This window comes from Clostridium ragsdalei P11 (assembly GCF_001675165.1).
Lineage (GTDB): Bacteria > Bacillota > Clostridia > Clostridiales > Clostridiaceae > Clostridium_B > Clostridium_B ragsdalei.
Genome location: NZ_LROS01000055.1, coordinates 66407 through 88771, shown reverse-complemented (window position 1 = coordinate 88771; position 22365 = coordinate 66407). Strand labels below are relative to the sequence as shown.

Annotated in this window: 19 protein-coding genes; 8 read left to right on the top strand and 11 right to left on the bottom strand. The window is 29.1% G+C overall.

Annotation, left to right across the window (positions count from 1 at the left end):
* Window positions 1-129: 129 nt before the first annotated feature.
* From CLRAG_RS16600 to CLRAG_RS16580, 6 genes are all read right to left on the bottom strand, one after another.
* Window positions 130-732 carry a hypothetical protein gene (locus CLRAG_RS16600; RefSeq protein ID WP_065079422.1) on the bottom strand — a complete coding sequence of 201 codons (603 nt, stop codon included), beginning with the start codon at window positions 730-732 and terminating at the stop codon, window positions 130-132.
* Window positions 722-1990, bottom strand: a complete 1269-nt coding sequence (locus tag CLRAG_RS16595; protein WP_065079421.1) for an FtsK/SpoIIIE domain-containing protein — start codon at window positions 1988-1990, stop codon at window positions 722-724. The genes CLRAG_RS16600 and CLRAG_RS16595 overlap by 11 nt, the downstream gene beginning before the upstream one ends.
* Window positions 1990-2157, bottom strand: a complete 168-nt coding sequence (locus CLRAG_RS20670) for a hypothetical protein (RefSeq protein ID WP_154105012.1) — start codon at window positions 2155-2157, stop codon at window positions 1990-1992. Before CLRAG_RS20670 ends, CLRAG_RS16595 begins: the two co-directional genes overlap by 1 nt.
* Before the next feature lie 124 nt (window positions 2158-2281).
* Window positions 2282-2677 carry a hypothetical protein gene (locus CLRAG_RS16590; protein WP_065079420.1) on the bottom strand — a complete coding sequence of 132 codons (396 nt, stop codon included), beginning with the start codon at window positions 2675-2677 and terminating at the stop codon, window positions 2282-2284.
* 145 nt (window positions 2678-2822) lie between these two features.
* The gene (locus tag CLRAG_RS16585) at window positions 2823-3035 is read right to left on the bottom strand and encodes a helix-turn-helix transcriptional regulator (RefSeq protein ID WP_065079419.1); all 213 of its coding nucleotides are present in this window, start codon (window positions 3033-3035) and stop codon (window positions 2823-2825) included.
* Between the two features lie 457 nt (window positions 3036-3492).
* Window positions 3493-3912 (bottom strand): hypothetical protein, encoded by a 420-nt coding sequence (locus tag CLRAG_RS16580; protein ID WP_065079418.1) that lies wholly within the window; start codon window positions 3910-3912, stop codon window positions 3493-3495.
* Window positions 3913-4092: 180 nt separating this feature from the next.
* On the opposite strand from CLRAG_RS16580, the gene CLRAG_RS16575 reads away from it, so the two are divergent.
* Window positions 4093-5550 (top strand): tyrosine-type recombinase/integrase, encoded by a 1458-nt coding sequence (locus CLRAG_RS16575; protein ID WP_065079417.1) that lies wholly within the window; start codon window positions 4093-4095, stop codon window positions 5548-5550.
* A gap of 402 nt (window positions 5551-5952) precedes the next feature.
* Here CLRAG_RS16575 and CLRAG_RS16570 read toward each other — a convergent pair whose 3' ends face one another.
* From CLRAG_RS16570 to adhE (CLRAG_RS16550), 5 genes are all read right to left on the bottom strand, one after another.
* Window positions 5953-6393: a helix-turn-helix domain-containing protein gene (locus CLRAG_RS16570; RefSeq protein WP_065079416.1), complete on the bottom strand. Its 441-nt coding sequence runs from the start codon at window positions 6391-6393 to the stop codon at window positions 5953-5955.
* Window positions 6393-7355, bottom strand: coding sequence for a tyrosine-type recombinase/integrase (locus CLRAG_RS16565; RefSeq protein ID WP_065079415.1), 963 nt, complete (start codon window positions 7353-7355; stop codon window positions 6393-6395). The genes CLRAG_RS16570 and CLRAG_RS16565 overlap by 1 nt, the downstream gene beginning before the upstream one ends.
* A gap of 77 nt (window positions 7356-7432) precedes the next feature.
* The gene (locus CLRAG_RS16560) at window positions 7433-9646 is read right to left on the bottom strand and encodes an ATP-dependent helicase (RefSeq protein WP_065079414.1); all 2214 of its coding nucleotides are present in this window, start codon (window positions 9644-9646) and stop codon (window positions 7433-7435) included.
* A 366-nt stretch (window positions 9647-10012) separates the two neighbouring features.
* On the bottom strand, window positions 10013-12646 hold the full coding sequence (gene adhE / locus CLRAG_RS16555) for a bifunctional acetaldehyde-CoA/alcohol dehydrogenase (protein ID WP_065079413.1): 2634 nt from the start codon (window positions 12644-12646) through the stop codon (window positions 10013-10015).
* A 334-nt stretch (window positions 12647-12980) separates the two neighbouring features.
* Window positions 12981-15593 (bottom strand): bifunctional acetaldehyde-CoA/alcohol dehydrogenase, encoded by a 2613-nt coding sequence (gene adhE, locus CLRAG_RS16550; protein ID WP_065079412.1) that lies wholly within the window; start codon window positions 15591-15593, stop codon window positions 12981-12983.
* Between the two features lie 664 nt (window positions 15594-16257).
* Between adhE (CLRAG_RS16550) and CLRAG_RS16545 the strand changes: the two genes are divergently transcribed.
* From CLRAG_RS16545 to CLRAG_RS16515, 7 genes are all read left to right on the top strand, one after another.
* A complete protein-coding gene (locus tag CLRAG_RS16545; protein ID WP_065079411.1) occupies window positions 16258-16488 on the top strand; it encodes a DUF6143 family protein in 231 nt (76 codons plus the stop codon).
* Between the two features lie 314 nt (window positions 16489-16802).
* A complete protein-coding gene (locus CLRAG_RS16540; RefSeq protein ID WP_065079410.1) occupies window positions 16803-17888 on the top strand; it encodes a GerAB/ArcD/ProY family transporter in 1086 nt (361 codons plus the stop codon).
* A gap of 30 nt (window positions 17889-17918) precedes the next feature.
* Complete coding sequence (locus CLRAG_RS16535) at window positions 17919-18116, top strand: hypothetical protein (RefSeq protein ID WP_065079409.1); 198 nt, start codon at window positions 17919-17921, stop codon at window positions 18114-18116.
* A 59-nt stretch (window positions 18117-18175) separates the two neighbouring features.
* On the top strand, window positions 18176-19777 hold the full coding sequence (locus CLRAG_RS16530) for a spore germination protein (protein ID WP_065079408.1): 1602 nt from the start codon (window positions 18176-18178) through the stop codon (window positions 19775-19777).
* A gap of 32 nt (window positions 19778-19809) precedes the next feature.
* Entirely contained in the window at window positions 19810-20994 is a 1185-nt protein-coding gene (locus CLRAG_RS16525) for a Ger(x)C family spore germination protein (protein WP_065079407.1), read from the top strand.
* 28 nt (window positions 20995-21022) lie between these two features.
* Complete coding sequence (locus CLRAG_RS16520; RefSeq protein ID WP_065079406.1) at window positions 21023-21241, top strand: hypothetical protein; 219 nt, start codon at window positions 21023-21025, stop codon at window positions 21239-21241.
* A 33-nt stretch (window positions 21242-21274) separates the two neighbouring features.
* On the top strand, window positions 21275-22360 hold the full coding sequence (locus CLRAG_RS16515) for a GerAB/ArcD/ProY family transporter (RefSeq protein ID WP_065079405.1): 1086 nt from the start codon (window positions 21275-21277) through the stop codon (window positions 22358-22360).
* Window positions 22361-22365: the final 5 nt, after the last annotated feature.

Sequence of the window (22365 nt, the reverse complement as noted above, 5' to 3'; positions counted from 1 at the left end):
ATGTAATTACTATTACTAAGGTACTTTTTAACACTCTAACTTATTGATTTTATGAGATTCTTACAAGACAATAAAATAATGAAATGAGATGTAATAGTGAGGTGGCAACCCGAACTGAAAGACACTTGTCTACTCTAATGCTTTTGCCAAATTGGGTAAATCAAAATCACTGTACAAAATTGAAAAATCATTATCATTTAATAATCTATTTTCCACAACTGGTCGTACAATTATAGTTAGTGGATATATACTTTCTCCTATTTGCTGCTTATATAATTCTTGAAAATATCTACAATTATATATCTCTTTTAATTTTTCAATTGAAGTCATATGACTATAATCTATTTCTAATATAATTGGTATAAAATATTCCTGGTAATTCAATTCTAGTAGTGCATCAATTTCTCTATACTTTTTACCATTAGTATAAATTCTATATTTCTTTTTAAAAGTTTCAATTGTACAACCTAAATTAATAAATTCTGCATATACATCTAACAGTTTCAGTGCATGAATACCTAACCGTTGGTTAATATAATAAATTGTTTCTGCTGTCATATTATATCTATAACGTGCAATTGCTTTATCTTGATATAAACTTCTTAGTGTTTTTCTTGCCATGTCGTAGCCATATTTCCGTCCATGATATATAATTTTAGCACATTGGTGAATGGTTATGCTTCCTTCCTCTTGTATAAAATTTAATATTTCCCTTTTATGCTTACTTAACATTCTTTTTCACCTTTAACTTTATTTTAGTTTTAGGTCTATCTTTCTTAATACCTGGATTATCATCCTTTTCACATTTTTTGGTTTTCATTGGTACTACATTATTATTTGTATTTAAAAATTTATTGTAATCTGTATAAGAACTCCTATTCTCAAGTATGCTATTTTTAATATTTTCTTTTATTAAATTATCATCTATAGCTAAACTATAAAACCATTCTCTCTTATTACCATACATCAATAATCCTTTCCTATTCTCTATATTGGTTAATTCTGCGGTGTCACATACAGTTAAACTTGAAGCATCTGAATTTTGTGAGAATCCTAGTTTTGTACATAAGCAGCTTCTTAAATTTGGATCAAGAACTGTTGTATCTGGTCTTTGTATTCCTATAATTAGGAAACTACCTACTTTCCTAAACTTACGTGAGAATTCCTTTAAATAGTTGTAACACAATACCTTCTGTTCATAATTCTTATCTAACTTTGTCGTTGGAAAGTAATCTGCAAATTCATCTAGTACGATAAAATTGTAAGCCATTCTTTTACCATAAAATCTACTATTGTATTCTTGGATATTTTTACAATTATTTTTCTCGAATATATTTAATCTCTTAGTGTACATATGATCTAAATATTCAAATAGTTTTAACGAGTCATTAATATTTTTTACATAACCTTTTGTCTGTTTACAATTCTTAAATATATCAAAATCACACATATCACTTAAATCTGCAAAATATAAATTTAAATCTCTTGCAGTATGAAAATAAATTGAATTAGTAAGTATAGATCTAATTTCTTCGGTTTTGCCACAACCAGTTTGCCCACTAACCAAGACATGAGGGAATTTTTGTAGATTAACGATAAGATTTTGATTAGTATTATTTAAAGATACAAATATTTCATAAGGTTTTACTTTAACTGGTACAAATACTGTCTCTGTATCAGGTTGATTTACAATTACTTTTATAATTCCCAACTCATAATTTAAGCTTTGTTCTATAATAATTGGATAGCCTATAGAAGTTTGTATTTCATCTTGCAAATTATTTAATTTATTAAATCCATGTTCACCTAATGTTATTAATACTTCATATCCCCAAGGTAATTTACGATTAACTTTATAAATAGGGTAATAACCAATATTATTCTTTTCAAACATTTTTTTAATTTTACTTTTTACATAATATATATCTTTATTTTTTATCCTATCGTAACAATACCAACCTCCACCAATTAAACCCATTTCTACAAACATTATTTACTTACCTTCTTCTTTTTATTACTATTTCCTAAAGTACAATCCATTGCTAATGAAACAAATAATGTTCCCATAAAAAATTGTTGTGCTGATATATGCTGTATAAGAAAATTAATTAATAATCGATCTGAATAAAATAAATAATAATCTAAAATTTCTAGCATTGAATAAACCTCCCTGAAATTGTTTATACTATGTAGAGATAAAGAGAAAGAACAGAAAAATAAAGCTATGATATGCAATATTATAATCTATGTTCTTCCTCAATAACAATAAGCTATGATATGCTTACTTAATTACCTTTAAATAAGGTACTGTTTTGAATTCTTGTATTGGCTCTGGAATATCAGCGTAAAATTGGTTGATATATTTCAGTAGCTTTTTCATTTCTTTTGGTTTGATATAATGACTTTTAAGTTTTGTAAATATTTCATGAGCATCATTTTTCCAATCTCTATCTTTATAAGTATAAGGATTTCTGACACACGCATTTAGCATGTTCTTAAAAGTTATTAATTGATCTCTTGTAATTTGTTTGTTTTTTAAACAATAAATAAGCTTATGTTGGACTTCTGAATAAATAGGGTAAACCATTTGATTATATAAAATGTCCTCCACATACCTACTGTCTGTTGGTTTTGGAACAACCTTTCTTAATAATAGATTGATAATCTTTTGTACCATTTTTAATACCTCCTACATATACCTGTTTCTTATAATATAAATATATGTGTAAGATATTAAATATTGCATGTCCATAAAGCAAAACTTTATTTGTACTATGTAAAATTGTATTTATATTAAGTTTTTTTATAATAAAAAATAAGCCCTAATTCTCGTCTTGGGACTTATAAAATATATCTTCTATTTTCATATTTAGTTTTTGCGCAATATTAAAAGCTGTTTCTAAATTCACTTGCTTTTTATTATTCTCAATTCTATTATAATCATTACTGTCTAAACTTAAAAACTCTGCAAAATCTTTCTGTTTCTTGTATCCCTTTTGTAATCTTATTTGTAACAATTTATTTTTTATAGTCATTTATATTTCTCCAATTAAATTTTTTCTAAACCTTGTATAAAATATAATAGATATCCTTGTAATTATTATTTTACCTTGATTTACAATTCATGTACATACTACATAATTAATTTTTACAATAGTTCATATAAAGTCATTACACTAACCATCCAATATACCAACTATACCTATATCAGATTTGCTACTTTGATTTCTAATAAATTTATTAAGGAATTATTACTAAATTTTGATTAAACACTTGACTATTGAATATTACGCTCCATTAGAACCATAGGTTGTTCATATTATTGAAACTATCGGTTCACAATAAAGAAGCCACCTATTCACTTATAAGCACCGCCCTGTTTTCGGCAATTGTAAACTGCATAATTTGGCGACCTAGTATATACCAAATATGCATAACTAAATTCGTGTATAGTATCTTCTTTATGATCTCATAATGTTGCATGATTGAAAATTATACTCTGCTTATCTGCATGATATACAGCACAATATCCCAAATCATAATATTTGTTTCCATTTTCATCAAATTTTTTGTAATTCTAACGTTAGTATATATAGATAATTGCTTTAGTAAATATTCCTTAGCTTTTAATTTTGCATCAGTATCATTTTCATAAGTATCTGATAATTTATCATTGTCTATAACATTTTTTATATTATTTATACAAATCCGATTACTAATTTTATCATAAGAATAACAATCTCCAATTTCTTTAATTACAACATCAGGATATATATTATGTAAATCATTAAATATTAATATTATCTCTCTTATAATATTGAATCCTAGCGATTCTTCTACCCAATAAGGTTTTATATTTAAGGTTTTATAATAGTTATTTATATCATCTAAGCTGTTAAATTTTAATTCCATAAAAACATCTTCTTCATTCTGTAATTATTCTACAAATCACAGAAAAAATCCTCTACATACTTTTACATATATTTAACTACATTTCCACTAATTATTTTTCGATAAAATACATAATTTATCTTAAATTCAAATATACTATAGCTTATCAATAAAAATTATTACAGAAAGGACTTGATATATATGTTAGAACAAACTTTAAAGGTTGTAAAAAATGATTACAATAATATGTTAAGTAAAGGACATGAAGATATAAGACATCAAATTGTGCTTCCACTTTTAGAAGGATTAGGTTATAAAAAAGATTGGATTAAAAATGAGGATAATGCCAATAAAAAGACAAGAGAAAAAATAGACATATCAATATATATAAATAAAAATTTCAAAAAATTATTTTATATAGAAGTTAAAAATGGTTATGATAAATTAACAGATATAAATTGTTCCCAACTAACATCTTATATGCATAGTAAAAATATAGAATGGGGTATACTTACAAACGGAACTTTATTCATTTTATATAATAATAATATAGATGGTGATTGTTACCAAAAAGAAGTTCTAAGATTCTATTTATTTCAACCCATTAAAAAAGATGAACATTATTCAAAAATTAGAAATAAAAATAATTTGAAGTACTTTTCTTACAAATATTTATTTAAAACAAAAGTTACTAATTACTTTAGATATTTAAAACAATATAGATTAACTTTTGATAATTTTCACTCCTTTAGACAGTATGACAGCGTTTTATATAATTACTTTGATTATTTATCTGAGCAAGGTATTGATTTTGACCTAGCAAATATAAGACCTAACACTTTTAAAAAGTTTATAATAGAAACAATTAAGAAGAAAAAAGTTGATAATTGCAAAAGAAATTTAAACTATCTTACAACACTTACTAATAAATATGCTTATATACGAGGATTTTATGATAAGATTTTAGCTAAAGGAAATAATATAAATCCATTTAAGTCATTAAATAAAGAAAGTATATTATGTGACTTAAACCTTGAACTAAAAAAAATAGAACATAATAAAAGTATTGAACCTTTAACAAAAGAAGAAATATATTTACTATTAAAAAGCTATAAAAATAAACGTAATTATTTACGAAATGAAATAATTTTACTTTTACTCGTTTATACTGGATTAGATTTGAAAGAGATACAACAACTTGAGATCCAAAATATAAATTTTGAGAAATCTCAAATTTGTATTAAAGATAGGTGTATACCCATACATGAAAATCTATCTAAACTTATTAAACAATATATTGATAAAAGGAAAAAGGAAAATATTAAAAGTAACTATCTAATTTGCTGCAAATATCATGATGAATATTCATCAATGGATCAATCTGGATTTAATAACTTAATAAGTAAACAATTTAATAATATAAAAGAGATATCTGATGAAAGGAAAAAAATGCTAACTCCTTCTTTTATAAAATGGTCTTTAATTAAAAAGTTATTTCATAATGGTATTAAGATTGAAGATCTTGTAAAATTCACTGGTTTATCTTTATCAACAATAGATGATTATTTAAAAGATGAGATTAAACAGAAAGGTAATGCTGAAAATATAAGAAAAAAGCATCCATATAATTCTATATTTGAATCAATATCTAATATTTAAAATGTAAATTATTTATATAAAATTTTCAAATATATATTATTAAGTTTATATTTCTTATATTGTATTTATTTGTAAATAATTCATGTCGTTTAAGAATTGTTATTAATTTCGTATTAGAAATTTTTGATTTGTCGTATTAACCTATGTATTTGATATCCATTGGTTCAATTTAGAATTGTGAATATAAAAAATAAGATATTTTTGTAAAATGATTTAATAATTAATTGCCCTACAAAAATATCCATCTAAAAAAGCATCTAAAAAAGTGTGACTTTAATAAACCCAATATATTTATATTTTCAAAATTTGGGTGTACAATATAAGTAGATAGTAATTCTTGATCTTTATTTGTTAGTCCTTTAAATATCCTGCAAGATATTTGAGGGACTTTTACTTTTCATTTTATTCTATTAATAATTTTTCAGGATCATAACCAGATTTCCCAAGTAGCTGACTTTCTAACTCATTAACATTGTAGTTTCTTTGTGGATAGTCATTGAACAAACTTTTCTTTTTACTAGAATAATTCTTTTTAATCTTATTTACGGCAGATTTTGCTTTATCTATAGTATTAAGCAATGCTTTCTTCAGCATAGTATATACATTAGATATGCTGCCCCTTCTACGTACTTTAATAAGTTTGGCTTTGACTAGTTCCTGTATACCTCTTTGTATGGTTCTGACGCTTTTATGGAGCTCTTCAGCAATATATTTTTGAGATGGATAACAATAATCCTTGTCTTTTCCATAGCACATAGATAAAAGAAAATTATAAATTCTAAAACTGTTATCCGAGATGCTAGAGGTAATAGTAGCATTATCAATAACCGTATAATTAATCATTATCTTTTACCTCCTCTCATAACGGACATTCTTATATTTTTTTTAGAAAGGACATCGAGAGGATTAAATTTTTGTATATCATTTTTTACTTCTAGGGGCAATAGATTTATATATCTTTCTGTGGTTTTTATCTCAGAATGACCTAATATAATTTTTAATCGGTAGATATCGCCGCCGTTCTTAATGAACATAGTAGCAAAGGTATTCCTAAAAGTATTAATACCATGAAATTTTACCTTTCTATGTTTAAAATAATTAAGCAAATTCTGATGGCAAGTATCATAATTCATTTTTTCTCCATTTAGTAGCGGAAATAAGTAATCTTCTTTTTTTAACCCTGTTCTTTGTATATATTCTATTAACGTTACTTTTAAAGTATTAGACAATGGTACTGTAATTTGCCTTTTTGTTTTCATATGCCTAAATAATATACTATCTGTGTTAAAATCTACATCTTCTACATGTACATTTAATAAAGTTTCAGCTCTACATCCTGTACCTAATAGAAAGCTTATTTCAGCCCATGACCTAAAATCCCCTACTAAGCAATCATTTATATTAGGTTTTTTTAATAATTTTAATATTTCCTCTTCCATATAAATTTGCTTTTTTTCTAATAAAATATTTGGTATTTTTACATCAAATCTTTTTAAATAATTCTGATTAAAACAATAAGTTAAAAAAGCTCTCGTTTTTATTACAAAAGATTGATAAGTATTCCCTTTATATCCTTCTCTACGCATTTTATTCACATAATTTTCTATTTTATCTTTTGTTAATGTTTCTATTTTATCTTCTAAATTAACAACTTTATTTAGTACATATGTTCCAAATCTTTGTTTAGATTTGATTGTCATTTCCCTTTGACCTATGCTTATGCAATATTCTAAATAATCTTTATATATTTCCCTTATATTTTTATTTGTTGTTTTTTTAATGTTTTTTAACTTTAATTTAGCCATTTTTATTCCATACCCCCAACCATTTTTTTAGTAGTTACGTGTATGGAACGAATTATTTAGGATACATTTACCTTTAATCACAAACATTTTCTAGCAGCATCCTTCATCAACTGTCCATTATAAAGAACAGAAAAGTCAAATCCTATCTCTCTATTATCTGAAAATAATACTTTTAAGCAATTATCTCCCTTATCTATTATTTTTCCACTTCCAAATACTTTGTGCACCACATAATCCCCTACTTCTAAACCACAATTTTTCATAAGCTCTCCCGAATTTAGCAAATCACATTCATTTATAAATCTGGATACATCTACTGCCTTTTTCCTAATAGTACTTGAATAACATAAAGTCAAATTATCTATGGCTCTTGTAACCCCTACATAAAAAAGCCGTCTTTCTTCTTCCAGATTATTTTGTATGCTATTTGCATGAGGAATTAATCCTTCGCTGCAGTTTATTATGAACACATTCTCAAACTCCATACCTTTCACGCCGTGAATAGTACTCAAAGTAACTGCATTATCTTTCTTCTCAACTTTCTCTAAAGTTTGCCCCACCTTTTCAATATTATCTAGAAATAATTCTATACTATCAAATTCCTCACAAGCTTCCTTAAACTCTCCTATAATATCTTGAAGTTCATCCATATCCCTATTTAATTTCATGCAGTAATTTTTTAAATAATCCATGTAATCTAATTTGTCCAATATATAATCTACTCTATCCTGCTTCTTCATCCTGTTTAATTTTTTAATATTTCTTTCAAGCACAGTTATATTTTTAAGCTGAAAAATGGGTAAATCACCTACTTGCCTTAAAATATCAAAGCAATTTTCTTTTATTCTATTATCTATAACTTTTTTTATATTTACTTTCCCAATATATCTAAAAGGCTTATTTATTATTCTCATAAAACTGTTCTTATCACACATATTTACAGCCAATTTAAGATATGCTATTAAATCCTTACATATAAAATGTTCGTAGAAGTTATACTGACCATCCAAAAGTTTAAACTTTATATTGTATTTTAAAAAAGCATCTATTATACTTCTTGATTCTAGATTAGTTCTATAAAATACAGCTATGTGACTATATTGATATTTTCCTTTGTTTATAATTTCTTTGATTAAATTTGATACAAAAACGGCCTGTTCTTTTTCTCTTTCAAATATCTTAAACCTTATATTTCCTTCATTTTTTTTGTTATTTTCAATAAGTTTTACATTCCTATTTTTATTATTACATATAATCTTTTTGGACAATTCAACTATATTTTTAACACTTCTGTAATTTATTTTTAGGTAAATTTTTCTTCCATCTTTAAAATAATTATCAAAATTTACCATGCACTCTGGCTTAGATCCCCTAAAAGAATATATGCACTGATCTTCATCTCCTACTGCAAATATAAAGCCCTTACTTCCTATTAGTTGTAAAAGTTCTATTTGGAGGTTATCCGAGTCCTGAAATTCGTCAACTAAAATATACTTGAACAAATTCTGATAACTCTCTAGAATACATTTTTGATTTAGAAACATATCTTTAACTTTTAACTGTAAATCATCAAAATCCATAAGCTTATTTCTAGCTTTATAATTTTCATATTCATTAAAACATTTTAAAAATACACTTTTGTCAATTTTACTTTTAAATAAATCTATGTTAGTTTCACTATTTTTTAAAAGAGATATGTCATTTAAAACTTCCTTTACTTTCTCTTCTCCTATAAAGTCCAGATAATACATAAGTGCACTTTTAACTATCTCATGTGCCTTGTAAGGATCTATAATATTTATTTCTTTATTGTGTTTTTTCAATATATTATAAAATAGGGAGTGAAATGTTCCAAAAAAAGGTGATTTTTCTTTATTTCCTATAGATATGTATCTGCTTTTCATATTGAGGGCCGCTGCCCTAGTAAAAGTTATAACAATTATGTTCTGTGGATTTATTTTATTGCCATTTAACAAATGCTCAATTTTGTTTACTGCAGTCACGTCTTTAAAGGAACCATCCTTTAAATATTTCTTCATAATCTGTAAATCATCAGTCTTTATACAATTGGGAACATAATCTGTATTATATATAGGTCCCAATCTACACAAGTAGTCCACTCTATTAATAATAGTCTGGGTCTTTCCTGCTCCAGGACAAGCAATGACAATACAGTTATTTTCACCATTTAAAACCGCTTTTCTTTGCATAGGATCAAGATGTTCATATTGCCTTTCAAGTATTTTATCTCTCAAATACTTAAACTCTATTTTTAACATTTCCAGATTCATAATTTAACCACCTAAACAATATTAAACTGCGAAGTTAAGCTTCGCAAGTTAAGAATTAATAATGAAAAATTAATAGTAAAGGATGATTTTTAGCTCTCGCAAAAATCTTTAAATTTATATAAATCAACAATGTTTCGCTTTAGCAAAACGAGTGGTGAAAAGCTTAATCAAAGATTTTTTGTAGTGTAACGGAAAAAATCCACATTAACTATTAATTCTTCATTTTTAACTATTAATTAAAACTATTGCTTCGCAAATTTTTTTATATTAAGTTAATTTCTTATGTGCAAAAATTGAGTATTAAACTAAAAAGAACATATTATAAATATGTCCTTTTTAGTTTACTATATTCAATTTATTATATGTTTATTTTTTCTTTTTTGTTTTCTTCTCCACAGTTGCCTTTGGTGTATCAAATGCATTTATATACATTTGTTTTATTTCTCCTATTAGTGGATATCTTGGATTAGCTCCTGTACATTGATCATCAAAAGCCAGTTCTGACATTGTGTCTAAAGTAGCATAGAATTTATCTTCTGAAACTCCTGCCTCTTTAATAGTCTTTGGAATATTTAACTTAGTTTTTAAGTCATCTATAGCATTTATTAGCAATTGTACTTTTTCATCATCTGTGCTTCCTCCTAAATTTAAGTAATCAGCTATTCTAGCATATCTTCTTTTAACATTTGGGTACTTATATTGTGGAAATGCCGCTTGTTTCCTTGGAGCCTCTACAGCATTGAATTTTATAACTTCATCTATCATAAGCGCATTGGCAATTCCATGTGGTATATGGTGCTGTGCTCCCAATTTATGTGCCATAGAGTGACATACCCCTAAGAATGCATTGGCAAAAGCCATACCTGCTATAGTTGAAGCATGAGCCATTTTTTCTCTTGCCTTTACATTAGTTGTACCTTCTGTATAAGCTATTGGCAAATATTTAAATACTAATCTTGTTGCTTCAAGAGCCAATCCATTGGTATATTCTGAAGCCATTATTGATACATACGCCTCCAGTGCATGGGTTAATGCATCTATACCCGAAGCTGCTGTAAGCCCTTTTGGCATTCCCATCATAAGTTCTGCATCAATTATAGCCATGTTTGGAGTCAATTCATAATCAGCCAGTGGATATTTAGCTCCTGTTCTTTCATCCGTAATTACTGCAAATGGAGTAACTTCAGATCCTGTTCCTGCGGATGTTGCTACTGAAATCATCATTGCTTTTTCACCCATCTTAGGAAAAACATATACTCTCTTTCTTATATCCATAAATCTCATAGCCAAATCTTCAAATCTTACTTCTGGATGCTCATACATTACCCACATGATCTTGGCTGCATCCATTGCCGAACCACCACCAACTGCTATAATTGTATCTGGTTCATAGGAAAGCAGTTCTGATGCACCTTTTTTAGCTGTAGCAAGGGTTGGATCTGGTTCTACATCTGTAAATATTTTATATGAAACTCTTAATTCATCGAGATTTTTTGTAATTTTATCTACATAACCTAATTGATAAAGAACCTTATCCGTTACTATAAATGCCTTTTTCTTCTCCAAAGTTCTCAATTCCTTTAATGCAACTCCAAGACTACCATATTTGAAATAAACTTTTTCAGGTACTCTAAACCAAAGCATATTTTCTCTCCTCTCAGCAACACTTTTTATGTTTAATAAATGTTTAGGTCCAACATTTTCTGATACAGAGTTTCCTCCCCAGGAACCACATCCTAGCGTCAAAGAAGGAGCTAGTTTAAAGTTATATATATCTCCTATAGCACCTTGTGCTGAAGGCATATTTATCAATGTTCTACCAGTCTTCATAGTTTCTCTGAACTTTTCTACTTTTACTTTTTCCGTCATTGAATTTACATATAATACAGATGTATGCCCAATTCCACCTCGTTCAACTAATCTTCCAGCCTTTAGAAGTGCTTCATCAAAATCTTTTGCTTTGTACATAGCTAAAACTGGAGACAGCTTTTCATGAGCAAAGGGCTCTTCTTCAGGTTCTACTGATTTAACTTCTCCTATAAGTACTTTAGCATCCTCTGGTACACTCACTCCTGCCATCTGTGCTATTTTAAAAGCACTTTGCCCTACAATGCCAGCATTTAGAGCGCCATTAATCATAATTGTTTTTCCAACCTTATCTGTTTCATCCTTACTTAATATATACGCTCCTCTATCTGCAAATTCTTTCTTGACTTCATCGTATATTGAGCTTACAACTACTACTGACTGCTCTGAAGCACAAATCATACCATTATCAAAAGTTTTTGAAAGGAGTATTGAATTTACTGCCATTTTAATATCAGCACTTTCATCAATTACAGCAGGTGTGTTACCTGGGCCAACTCCTATAGCAGGCTTTCCTGAAGAATAGGCAGCCTTAACCATACCCGGGCCACCAGTTGCAAGAATTAAATCTGCTTCTTTCATTACCACCTGTGAGAGTTCAATGGAAGGTTCATCTATCCATCCTATAATTCCTTCAGGAGCACCAGCTTTAACTGCTGCATCAAGTACTATCTTAGCTGCTGCAATAGTTGATTTTTTTGCTCTTGGATGTGGTGAAAAAACTATACCATTTCTAGTTTTCAAAGCTATTAAAGATTTAAAGATTGCTGTGGATGTTGGATTAGTTGTTGGAACTACTGCTGCTATAACCCCTACAGGTTCCGCAATTCTAACCATACCAAAACCTTGGTCTTCTTCTAAAACTCCACAGGTCTTTTCATCCTTATATTTGTTATATATATATTCTGAAACAAAATGATTTTTAATAACCTTGTCTTCTACAATTCCCATTCCGCTTTCTTCCACTGCCATTTTAGCTAGATCTATTCTAGCACTATTGGCTGCCATAGCTGCCTGCCTAAAGATCTCATCCACTTGTTCCTGACTATAACTAGAGAATTTTTTTTGAGCAGCCGTTACTTCATCTAACTTTTTCATTAATTCTTCAACGTTAGTTACCTTAGTTACCTTCATTAATGACACCTCTTTCTTATTTTTCATGCTGTTAAATATAAACAGATTTCTTGGCATCAGATGGAGTTTTAACTCCACCTGATGCTTATTAACAGTATTCTTAGTGCTTCAGCACTTAGAAGACGTTATCCTTTAGGAAAAATCGTTATCCAGGGACGTAGTCGCTCTTTACTCCCACTTGCAGAAGTGGGAGTATTAGAGCGAGTAGTCATCGGATAAACAAGATTCTCACTTTTATTGTTTGTTTCTATGTTATTATTATTCATAATTGCTCTTTAAAAATAAAAATGGTGTTCAAATTTTATTTGAACACCATTTCTATCTTATTTAATAATTACTTTTCTTCATCTTCTACAATTGGTTCAGTTTTATCAAAAACATTTATATACATTTGTTTTATTTCACTTATTAGTGGATACCTTGGGTTAGCTCCTGTACATTGATCATCAAAAGCTAATTCTGACATTTTATCTAAAGTAGTATAGAATTTTTCTTCTGAAACTCCTGCTTCTTTAATCGTTTCTGGAATATTTAACTTAGCTTTTAGATCATCTATAGCATTTATTAATAATTGCACCTTTTCATCTTCTGTATTTCCTCCTAAGTTGAGACAATCAGCTATCTGAGCATATCTATACTTGGCATTTGGATACTCGTATTGAGGAAATGCAGCTTGTTTTATTGGATCATCTACAGCATTGAATTTTATAACTTCATCTATCATAAGTGCATTAGCAATTCCATGTGGTATGTGGTGCTGTGCTCCTAATTTATGTGCCATAGAGTGGCATACCCCTAAGAATGCATTTGCAAAAGCCATACCAGCAATACATGAAGCATGAGCCATTTTTTCTCTTGCCTTTACATTAGTTGTACCTTCTGTATAAGCTTTTGGTAAATATTCAAATATCAACTTTACTGCTTCAAGGGCTAATCCATTGGTAAATTCTGTAGCCATTATTGATACATAAGCTTCCAGTGCATGAGTTAATGCATCTATACCTGACGCTGCCGTAAGTCCTCTTGGCATTCCCATCATAAGTTCTGCATCAACTATAGCCATGTTTGGAGTTAACTCATAATCAGCTAATGGATATTTAGCTCCTGTTTTTTCATCTGTAATTACTGCAAATGGAGTAACTTCTGATCCTGTACCTGCGGATGTTGCTACTGAAATCATCATTGCTTTTTCTCCCATCTTAGGGAAAACATATACTCTCTTTCTTATATCCATAAATCTCATAGCTAAATCTTCAAATTTTACTTCTGGATGCTCATACATTACCCACATAATCTTGGCTGCATCCATTGCTGAACCACCACCAACTGATATAATTGTATCCGGTTCATATGACAGCAATTCTGCTGCACCTTTTTTAGCTGTAGCAAGGGTTGGATCTGGTTCTACATCTGTAAATACTTTATAGGAAATTTTTAGTTCCTCAAGAACTTTTGTAACTTTGTCCACATAACCTAATTGATAAAGGACTTTATCTGTTACTATAAATACTTTCTTCTTATTCATAACTTTTAATTCTTTTAATGCAACTCCAAGACTACCGTATTTGAAATAAACCTTTTCAGGCACTCTAAACCAAAGCATATTTTCTCTCCTCTCAGCAACACTTTTTATGTTTAATAAATGTTTAGGCCCAACATTTTCGGATACAGAGTTTCCTCCCCAAGATCCGCAGCCTAGCGTCAGCGAAGGAGCTAGCTTAAAGTTATATATGTCACCTATACCACCTTGAGATGAAGGTGTGTTAATTATAGTTCTTGATGTTTTCATCATAGTACTAAATTTTTCTACTTTTGCTTTTTCTGTCATTGGATTTACATATAATGAAGATGTATGTCCAAATCCACCTGCCCTAACCAGTTTATCAGTTTTTGCAATGGCATCCTCAAAATCTCTTGCCCTGTACATAGCTAAAACTGGAGATAACTTTTCATGAGAAAATGGTTCTTCAAGTTCTACTGATTCTACCTCTCCTATAAGTACTTTAGCTTTTTCTGGTACGTTCACTCCTGCCAGCTGTGCTATTTTAAAAGCACTTTGTCCTACAATACCAGCATTTAAGGCTCCATTTTTTAAAATTATTTTTCCAACCTTATCTGTTTCATCCTCACTCAATATATAAGCTCCCCTATAAGCAAATTCTTTTTTAACTTCCTCATATATTGAGTCTAAAACTATTACTGACTGCTCTGAGGCACAAATCATACCATTATCAAAAGTTTTTGAGAGTAATATTGAATTTACTGCCATTTTAATATCGGCACTTTCATCAATTATAGCAGGTGTATTACCTGGGCCAACTCCTACAGCAGGTTTTCCTGAAGAATAGGCAGCCTTAACCATACCCGGGCCACCAGTTGCAAGAATTAAATTTGCTTCTCCCATTACCACCTGTGAAAGTTCAATGGAAGGTTCATCTATCCATCCTATAATTCCTTCGGGAGCACCAGCTTTAACTGCAGCATCAAGTACTATTTTAGCTGCTGCAATAGTTGATTTCTTTGCCCTTGGATGCGGTGAAAAAATTATACCATTTCTAGTTTTTAAAGCTATTAGTGATTTAAAGATTGCTGTAGATGTTGGATTAGTTGTTGGAACTACTGCTGCAATAACCCCTACAGGTTCCGCAATTCTAACTATACCAAAGCCTGCATCTCTTTCTAAAACTCCACAGGTCTTTTCATCCTTATATTTGTTATATATATATTCTGAGGCAAAGTGATTTTTAATAACCTTGTCTTCTACAATTCCCATTCCGCTTTCTTCCACTGCCATTTTAGCTAGTTCTATTCTAGCACTATTGGCTGCCATAGCTGCTTGTCTAAAAATTTCATCCACTTGTTCTTGAGTATATGTAGCAAATTTCTTTTGAGCATCCTTTATCTCTTCTAGTCTTTTCATTAATTCTTCCACGTTTGTAACTTTCATTAATTAACGACACCTCTTTTCTAATTTTTAGCAGTTCTAAGTATTAACTATCATTCTTCCAATCTTATCAAAGTCAATTTATTATGTTTACAAAATTTATATCATAGAATTTCCTTACATCTTTGTTTTATTTTTACATTTTTTGTGACAAATAAACCCCTTGATGTTAGATAAAATGCAAAGAGCGGAATTCTCTATGTATCAATAAATAATAGTAGGCACTTATTCCAGCTATTTTTACCGTGCCTAGTATGCTAAATTTGGGAATTTTCCGAAAATTATAAAAACATTACACTATTTATTTTAAATAAATCATTTTCTTCTAAAGGAAATTATATTATTACTAACGAAAGATATGCTTCTAAGATGTCATATTATATTCATATATATGTAATTATGCTTAACTAATTGTTATCATGATATAATTATGCATAATTATTTATATCTTGTCAATTATTTTTTTGCATTTTTTTATTATAATTTTATTTTTTAGTGGATATCTTACAATTTAATACATAGGAACTCTACTTTTGTTCATATTTTTTGCACTTTTTATCCTAAAAGAAATAAATACATTACACCGTTTATGGAAATCTTGCACAAATGTTACACTCCTACAGCTATATTCACATAAAATAATACTAAATGCTAGGAGGTCATATTTATGGAAAATGAAAACATTTTATTGAGTTTTGCGCAGCATGTAAAACACTCACCTTCCAGTGGAATAAGTTTATTTAACAGAATTGTGGAAGCAAATTCCACAGTAGTGGGAAATTATTATGGTAAAATTGTCATACCTTCAGGAGGATCACTCATCGTATATCTGCATTCTCCTGGTAGTCAGCATATTAAAACTGATGTTGCCTTAGGCTGGTGGGAGGAACCTCTATAATTTAGCTATTATATAGATTTAAATTAAGTGAACTGGACTTATAATATAGGTTCAGTTCACTTAATTTAAAAATACAATATCAAAAATACTTAAAAAGCACTTTATCCGATGACTAGCTGCTCTAATACTCCCACTTCTCCAAGTGGGAGTAAAGAGCAGCTACGTCCCTGGATAACGATTTCTAAGCGTCAGGTGGAGTTAAAACTCCATCTGATGCTTAGAATTCTGTTTATTATACATACTAAAAATTTCATTGGTTAAGATATATATAACTAAAAACATGTAATATGAAGAATTTTTTTAGAGGAGTTACCATGACAAACTTAAGTAACCACCAACTATTTACATTAATGTTTATATTTGAAGTGGGAAGTACTACGCTCTTTGCTCTAGGTATCAATGCAAAACAAGATGCATGGATTGTCATTTTAATTGCATTATTGATTGGCTTAGTATTTGTATGGATCTACACAGAACTTCAAAATGCATTTCCTGATAAAAATTATGCTGAAATAATTATCTCCATATTAGGGAAATCTTTTGGCATACCTCTTATTTTATTTTACATATTAGATTGCCTTTGGCATACAGCTCGTAATCTTAGAGAATTTGGTGAACTAATAAATTTGACAACTCTTCCTGAAACTCCATTATGGATTATACTTTCTCTATTCCTGTCTGTTAGTGTATATACTCTATTAAAAGGGGTTGAAACTTTAGCTCGTGCAAGTGAAATAATATTTCCTATTCTTATAATATTTATGCTAAGTATATACATATTGATTTATATATCAGGAGATGTAGATTTTAAAAAATTAGCACCAGTTTTAGGAAATGGCATTAAACCTATTTTGCAAACCCTACCCAGCGTAGTAATGTTCCCCTTTGGAGAAATCTTTATCTTCTTAATGTATTGGCATTATTCTAATGATAAAAGTTCTGTACGAAAAACTACAGCAAAAGCAGTTTTATATTCAGGAATGCTTCTTTGCTTTTCTTTAATAATCGATATTACAGTATTGGGTCCTAAGTTTACTTCCATTGCAACCATACCTTTTGTAGAAACCTTAAGGTTAATTAATATAGGAAATATAATAACCAATATAGATACTATAGGTATAATTATTATATTTTTTGGGGGATTTTTCAAAATGTCTATATACCTATATGCCATTATTACAATGTTAACTACTATATTTAAACTAAAAACTTATAAATTAACTCTTATTTTATTTAGTATTTTTTTGCTCTGGTTTTCTGTTGCATTTGAACCTAGTTATGCCTATCATATATGGATGTTTCCCTTTGATGTTCATTATTTTACCATAATTTATTCTAATATATTTCCACTTCTGCTATTAATGATTTATTGGATAAAAAAGAAAAGAGCTAAATTATAAGTATAAATATTATTTCAAGGTGGTAAAAATATGTGGATTATAGAATTTTTTAAAAAAGCATTAGAAGGAAGAGGGTTTTATCCTACCTTAATGGTTATACTTTCTTGGTCGTATACTGTTGTGGTAGTAGGAATATTACTTTGCCAGCTTTTTCTCTACCTCTTAGGAATAAAATACAATAATGATACCTTCGGCAAAGAGACATCTGAGAAGAAAAAGGAACAATGAATAATGTCCTGTCAGTAAACAAATACTAATGCTATAAAATAAAAATAGAGGTAAATAAAGTGTTTAATTATATATATAAAAAGTTTAAATTCATGCAGCTTAAAAATACTAATGTAAGCGGTGAAAATTCAAAGGGGAAAATTCCACAACCAAAACTTTCTACTAGCCTTGAAGATAATCTAAATGTTTTAAAAAATATTTTAGGTTCAAGCAGTGATATAATTTACCGTCAATTTTCCTTTGGTTCTAAACTTCAAATAAATGCTGCAATTATATTTTTAGAAGGTATGACAGAAAAAGCAACTATAAATGAACTTATAATTAAACCTTTTATGTACGACAGCAAGCTGTGCAATTTAGAAAATAAATTAAAGCTAGACAGTATGAGCGTTATAAAAAACTGTATGCTTTCTGTTGGAAATGTTAAACAAGTTGCATTAGTAAATCAAATAATAGATGGTTGTTTATCTGGTGATACCATATTTCTGATGGACGGCTGTGAAGAAGCTTTAGTTATTCATTCAAAGGGATGGGAAACCCGCGGTGTAGAAGAACCTAAAACTGAAGCTGTAGTAAGAGGGCCTAGGGAAGGTTTTTGTGAAACTATGGCCACAAATATGACACTTTTGCGGCGTAAAATCAAAAATCCTAATTTAACCTTTGAAACAATGGAAATTGGAACTCAAACAAACACCAGTATATGCATTGTTTACTTAAAGGGAATTGTTAATCCTAAGCTTATAAAAGAAATAAAGCAAAGATTAAATAAAATTAATACAGATGCTATTTTGGAGTCAGGATATATTGAGCAATTTATAGAAGATGCCCCTTATTCCATTTTCCCTACTATAGGCAATTCGGAAAAACCAGACACAGCAGCTGCCAAAATATTAGAAGGAAGAGCTGCTATTTTAGTTGATGGTACTCCTTTTGTACTTACTATACCAATGCTCTTTATTGAAGGATTTCAAAGTTCAGAAGACTATTATTCTAGAACCTATTTTGCAAGTATTTTAAGAATTTTAAGATTTTTATGCTTTTTCATAAGTATATTCTCTCCGGCTACTTATGTAATGTTATCCACCTTTCATCAAGAATTAATACCTACTACTTTATTATTTACTATGGCAGCAGGTCGTGAAGGAGTTCCTTTTCCAGCAGTTATGGAAGCTGGCCTTATGATAATAACCTTTGAAATTTTAAGAGAAGCAGGCGTTAGATTACCTCGTCCAGTAGGTCAGGCAGTAAGCATTGTAGGTGCTTTAGTAATAGGTGAAGCTGCCGTAACAGCAGGATTAGTATCAGGCCTTATGGTTATTGTAGTAGCATTAACAGCTGTATCCAGTTTTGTAGTTCCTGTGTATACAGATGTAGCTGCTATTTTACGAATGATATTTCTTATATTAGCTGGAATGCTAGGTATATTTGGGGTTGGTATTGGCATATTGATTTTACTTGTACACATCGCATCTTTAAGATCTTTTGGCACCCCATATTTAGCTCCTCTTGCCCCATTAAACAAAGAAGACTTAAAAGATAGTTTCATAAGAACTAACTTGTGGAATATGTCTACTAGACCTAAAACTATAGGGTGGCACAATTTGAGAAGACAAAAACCAGGATCAAAACCAGAACCACCATTAAAAGAAAATAGCAATTAGAAATACCATCACATTTTTATGAGGTGAATCTAATGAAAAAATACATAAATGCAGTAATAAAAATAATTATATGTATTTTGGTATCTTTAAATTTAACTTCTTGTTGGAGTGCCCATGAGTTAAATAAATTAGCCATAGTAATAGGAATGGGAATTGACAAAGGAAAAGAAGATGGCTATCCTGTAGAAATGACTGTTCAACTAGCTAATGTATCAGGTATTAAAAGTTCTTCAAAAGGAAAGGATGCTGGATCAAATAATACCGGTTACTTAAATTTAAAAGAAAAGGGGAAAAGTATCTCCGATACAGCAAAAGCTTTTAATCGTAAACTAAATCGTAATTTATTTTTTTCACATAATCAAGTGGTTATATTCGGAAAAGACTTTGCAGAAGAGAGTATTGAAAATTACATGGATTTCTTCTTGCGATATCGTGAAACTCGTCTCTTGACATGGATTTTAGTATCTAAACAGCCTGCTAGTGAAATATTAAATGTAAAACCAGAACTTGAAGCCACTCCTGGAAGAAATATAGGAGAATTGATTAAAAACCAACAGCAAGTATCTCAGATACCAGCTGTAAATTTAAAAGACTTTTCATCTAAATTGATGAGTAAAACTACAGCGCCCACTGCACCTATAGTTGAAATTTCAAATGACAATAATAGAAAAATAGCATACCTTTCAGAAACAGCAGTATTTAAAAAAGGCAAGATGGTTGGAAGCCTTAATGAAAAAGAAACCCGGGGACTCTTATGGTGTACTAATAAAATGAAGGATGGAATTGTCAGTATAGATGCATCAAATAAGAACATCAATGACAAAGTAAACATAATAACAACTCACGCAACAGGTAAAATAATTCCACAAGTAAAAGAGGGCGTCCTAAGTATACAAATAAAAATTAAGCAAGAAGGAGATTTGCAAGAGCAACTCTCTTCTGAAGACTTATCAAATCCAAAAGCTTTTTCAATTCTTGAAAAACGTGAGGAAGATACTATAAAAAAAGAAATAATGCTTGCATTAAAAAAATCTCGAAGATTAAATGCAGATATATTGGGTTTTGGAGATGCTATATATCAACATTATCCTGGTCATTGGACTAAGATTGAAAAAAACTGGGAAGAAACTTTTCAAAACATTCCTGTAAGCATAAATGTAGATGCAAAATTGAGACGAACAGGCAGAATTACTAAACCCATTATGTCTAAAGATTAACATTACTAATTATAATGAGGTATAAAAAATGATATTTTTATTGATAATCATTTTTATAAGTATGACATTTTACGAAGTTCCGGAGATGATTAAAAATAAATATTGGCGTGAATTAAAAATATTTTCTATATTCTTAATTATAGCTTTTATACTAAGCCTATCCTATATCTTAGGCATACCTATTCCTAATCCTGTAAAAGGCATGGAATTTGTAGTGAAAGATTTATTGCATTTAAATTATAAATAAAACTAATTTTTATTATAGAGGTAGTGACTTTTCATGGAAATTGAAAAAGGTACAATATCAGGCTCCCAATTATCATTTTTAATTATTGGTTTACTTCAAGCTTCTACACTTACTGCAGCTTTTATAAGCGGAATAACAAAAATAAATACTTGGATAGTCTTATTAGCAGGCTTTACTATAATGCTGCCTTTCTTATTAATTTATACATCTTTAAATAAAAGATTTCCTGATAAAAATTTGATAGAGATAAACAATGTATTGTATGGGCCCTGCTTAGGAAAAATTATATCTATATTATATATTTCCTACTTTTGGTATGTAGTCTCAGCTAATTTCAGATTTACTGCAGACTTTTTTTCTACATATCTTTTTACAGAAGTAGATATTAGTGTATTTATAGTAATACTTACAATAACTTGCATATATACTCTAAAAAAAGGATTGGAAGTTATAGCTAGGGTTAGTTTCATCTTAGGTATAGTATCAATTATTACGGCTGTATTTATTACAATACTTACTATTAAAGATATGCATTTATCAAATTTTTTACCTCTTTTTCAAATAAACTTAAAAGAATTTGTTCAAGGAACCAATCTTATGATATCTATTCCTTTTGGTGAAATAGTTGTATTTCTAATGATTTTTCCACACGTTAATGATATAAAAAAAGTAAAAAAATATGCTTTTATAGGTTTAATTGCAGGAAGTATATTTTTTTTAAGTGTTATCTTGCGAAATATAGCAATGCTTGGGAATATAAGTTCTATTCATTTTCTTCCATCTTATCAAGTAGCAAGATCAATAAATGTGGGAGAAATTATTACGAGAATGGAAATATTAATTGCACTAATACTATTATTTAATGAATTTGTAAAAACATGTATCTTTTATTATGCAACAGTTCTATCCATAGCCCAATTTTTCAAATTACAGTCTTATAAACCTTTAGTTACTCCTGTTGGAATTATAAGCATTATATTTTCAATTATCATGTTCAGTTCACCAGCAGATCATGCATATGTAGCGTCTTCTATATATCCTATATATGTTATCCCATATATAATCTTATTTCCTTCTATCTCCTTTATCATAGCCTGGGCTAGAAAATTAGGTAGTTAGAAACT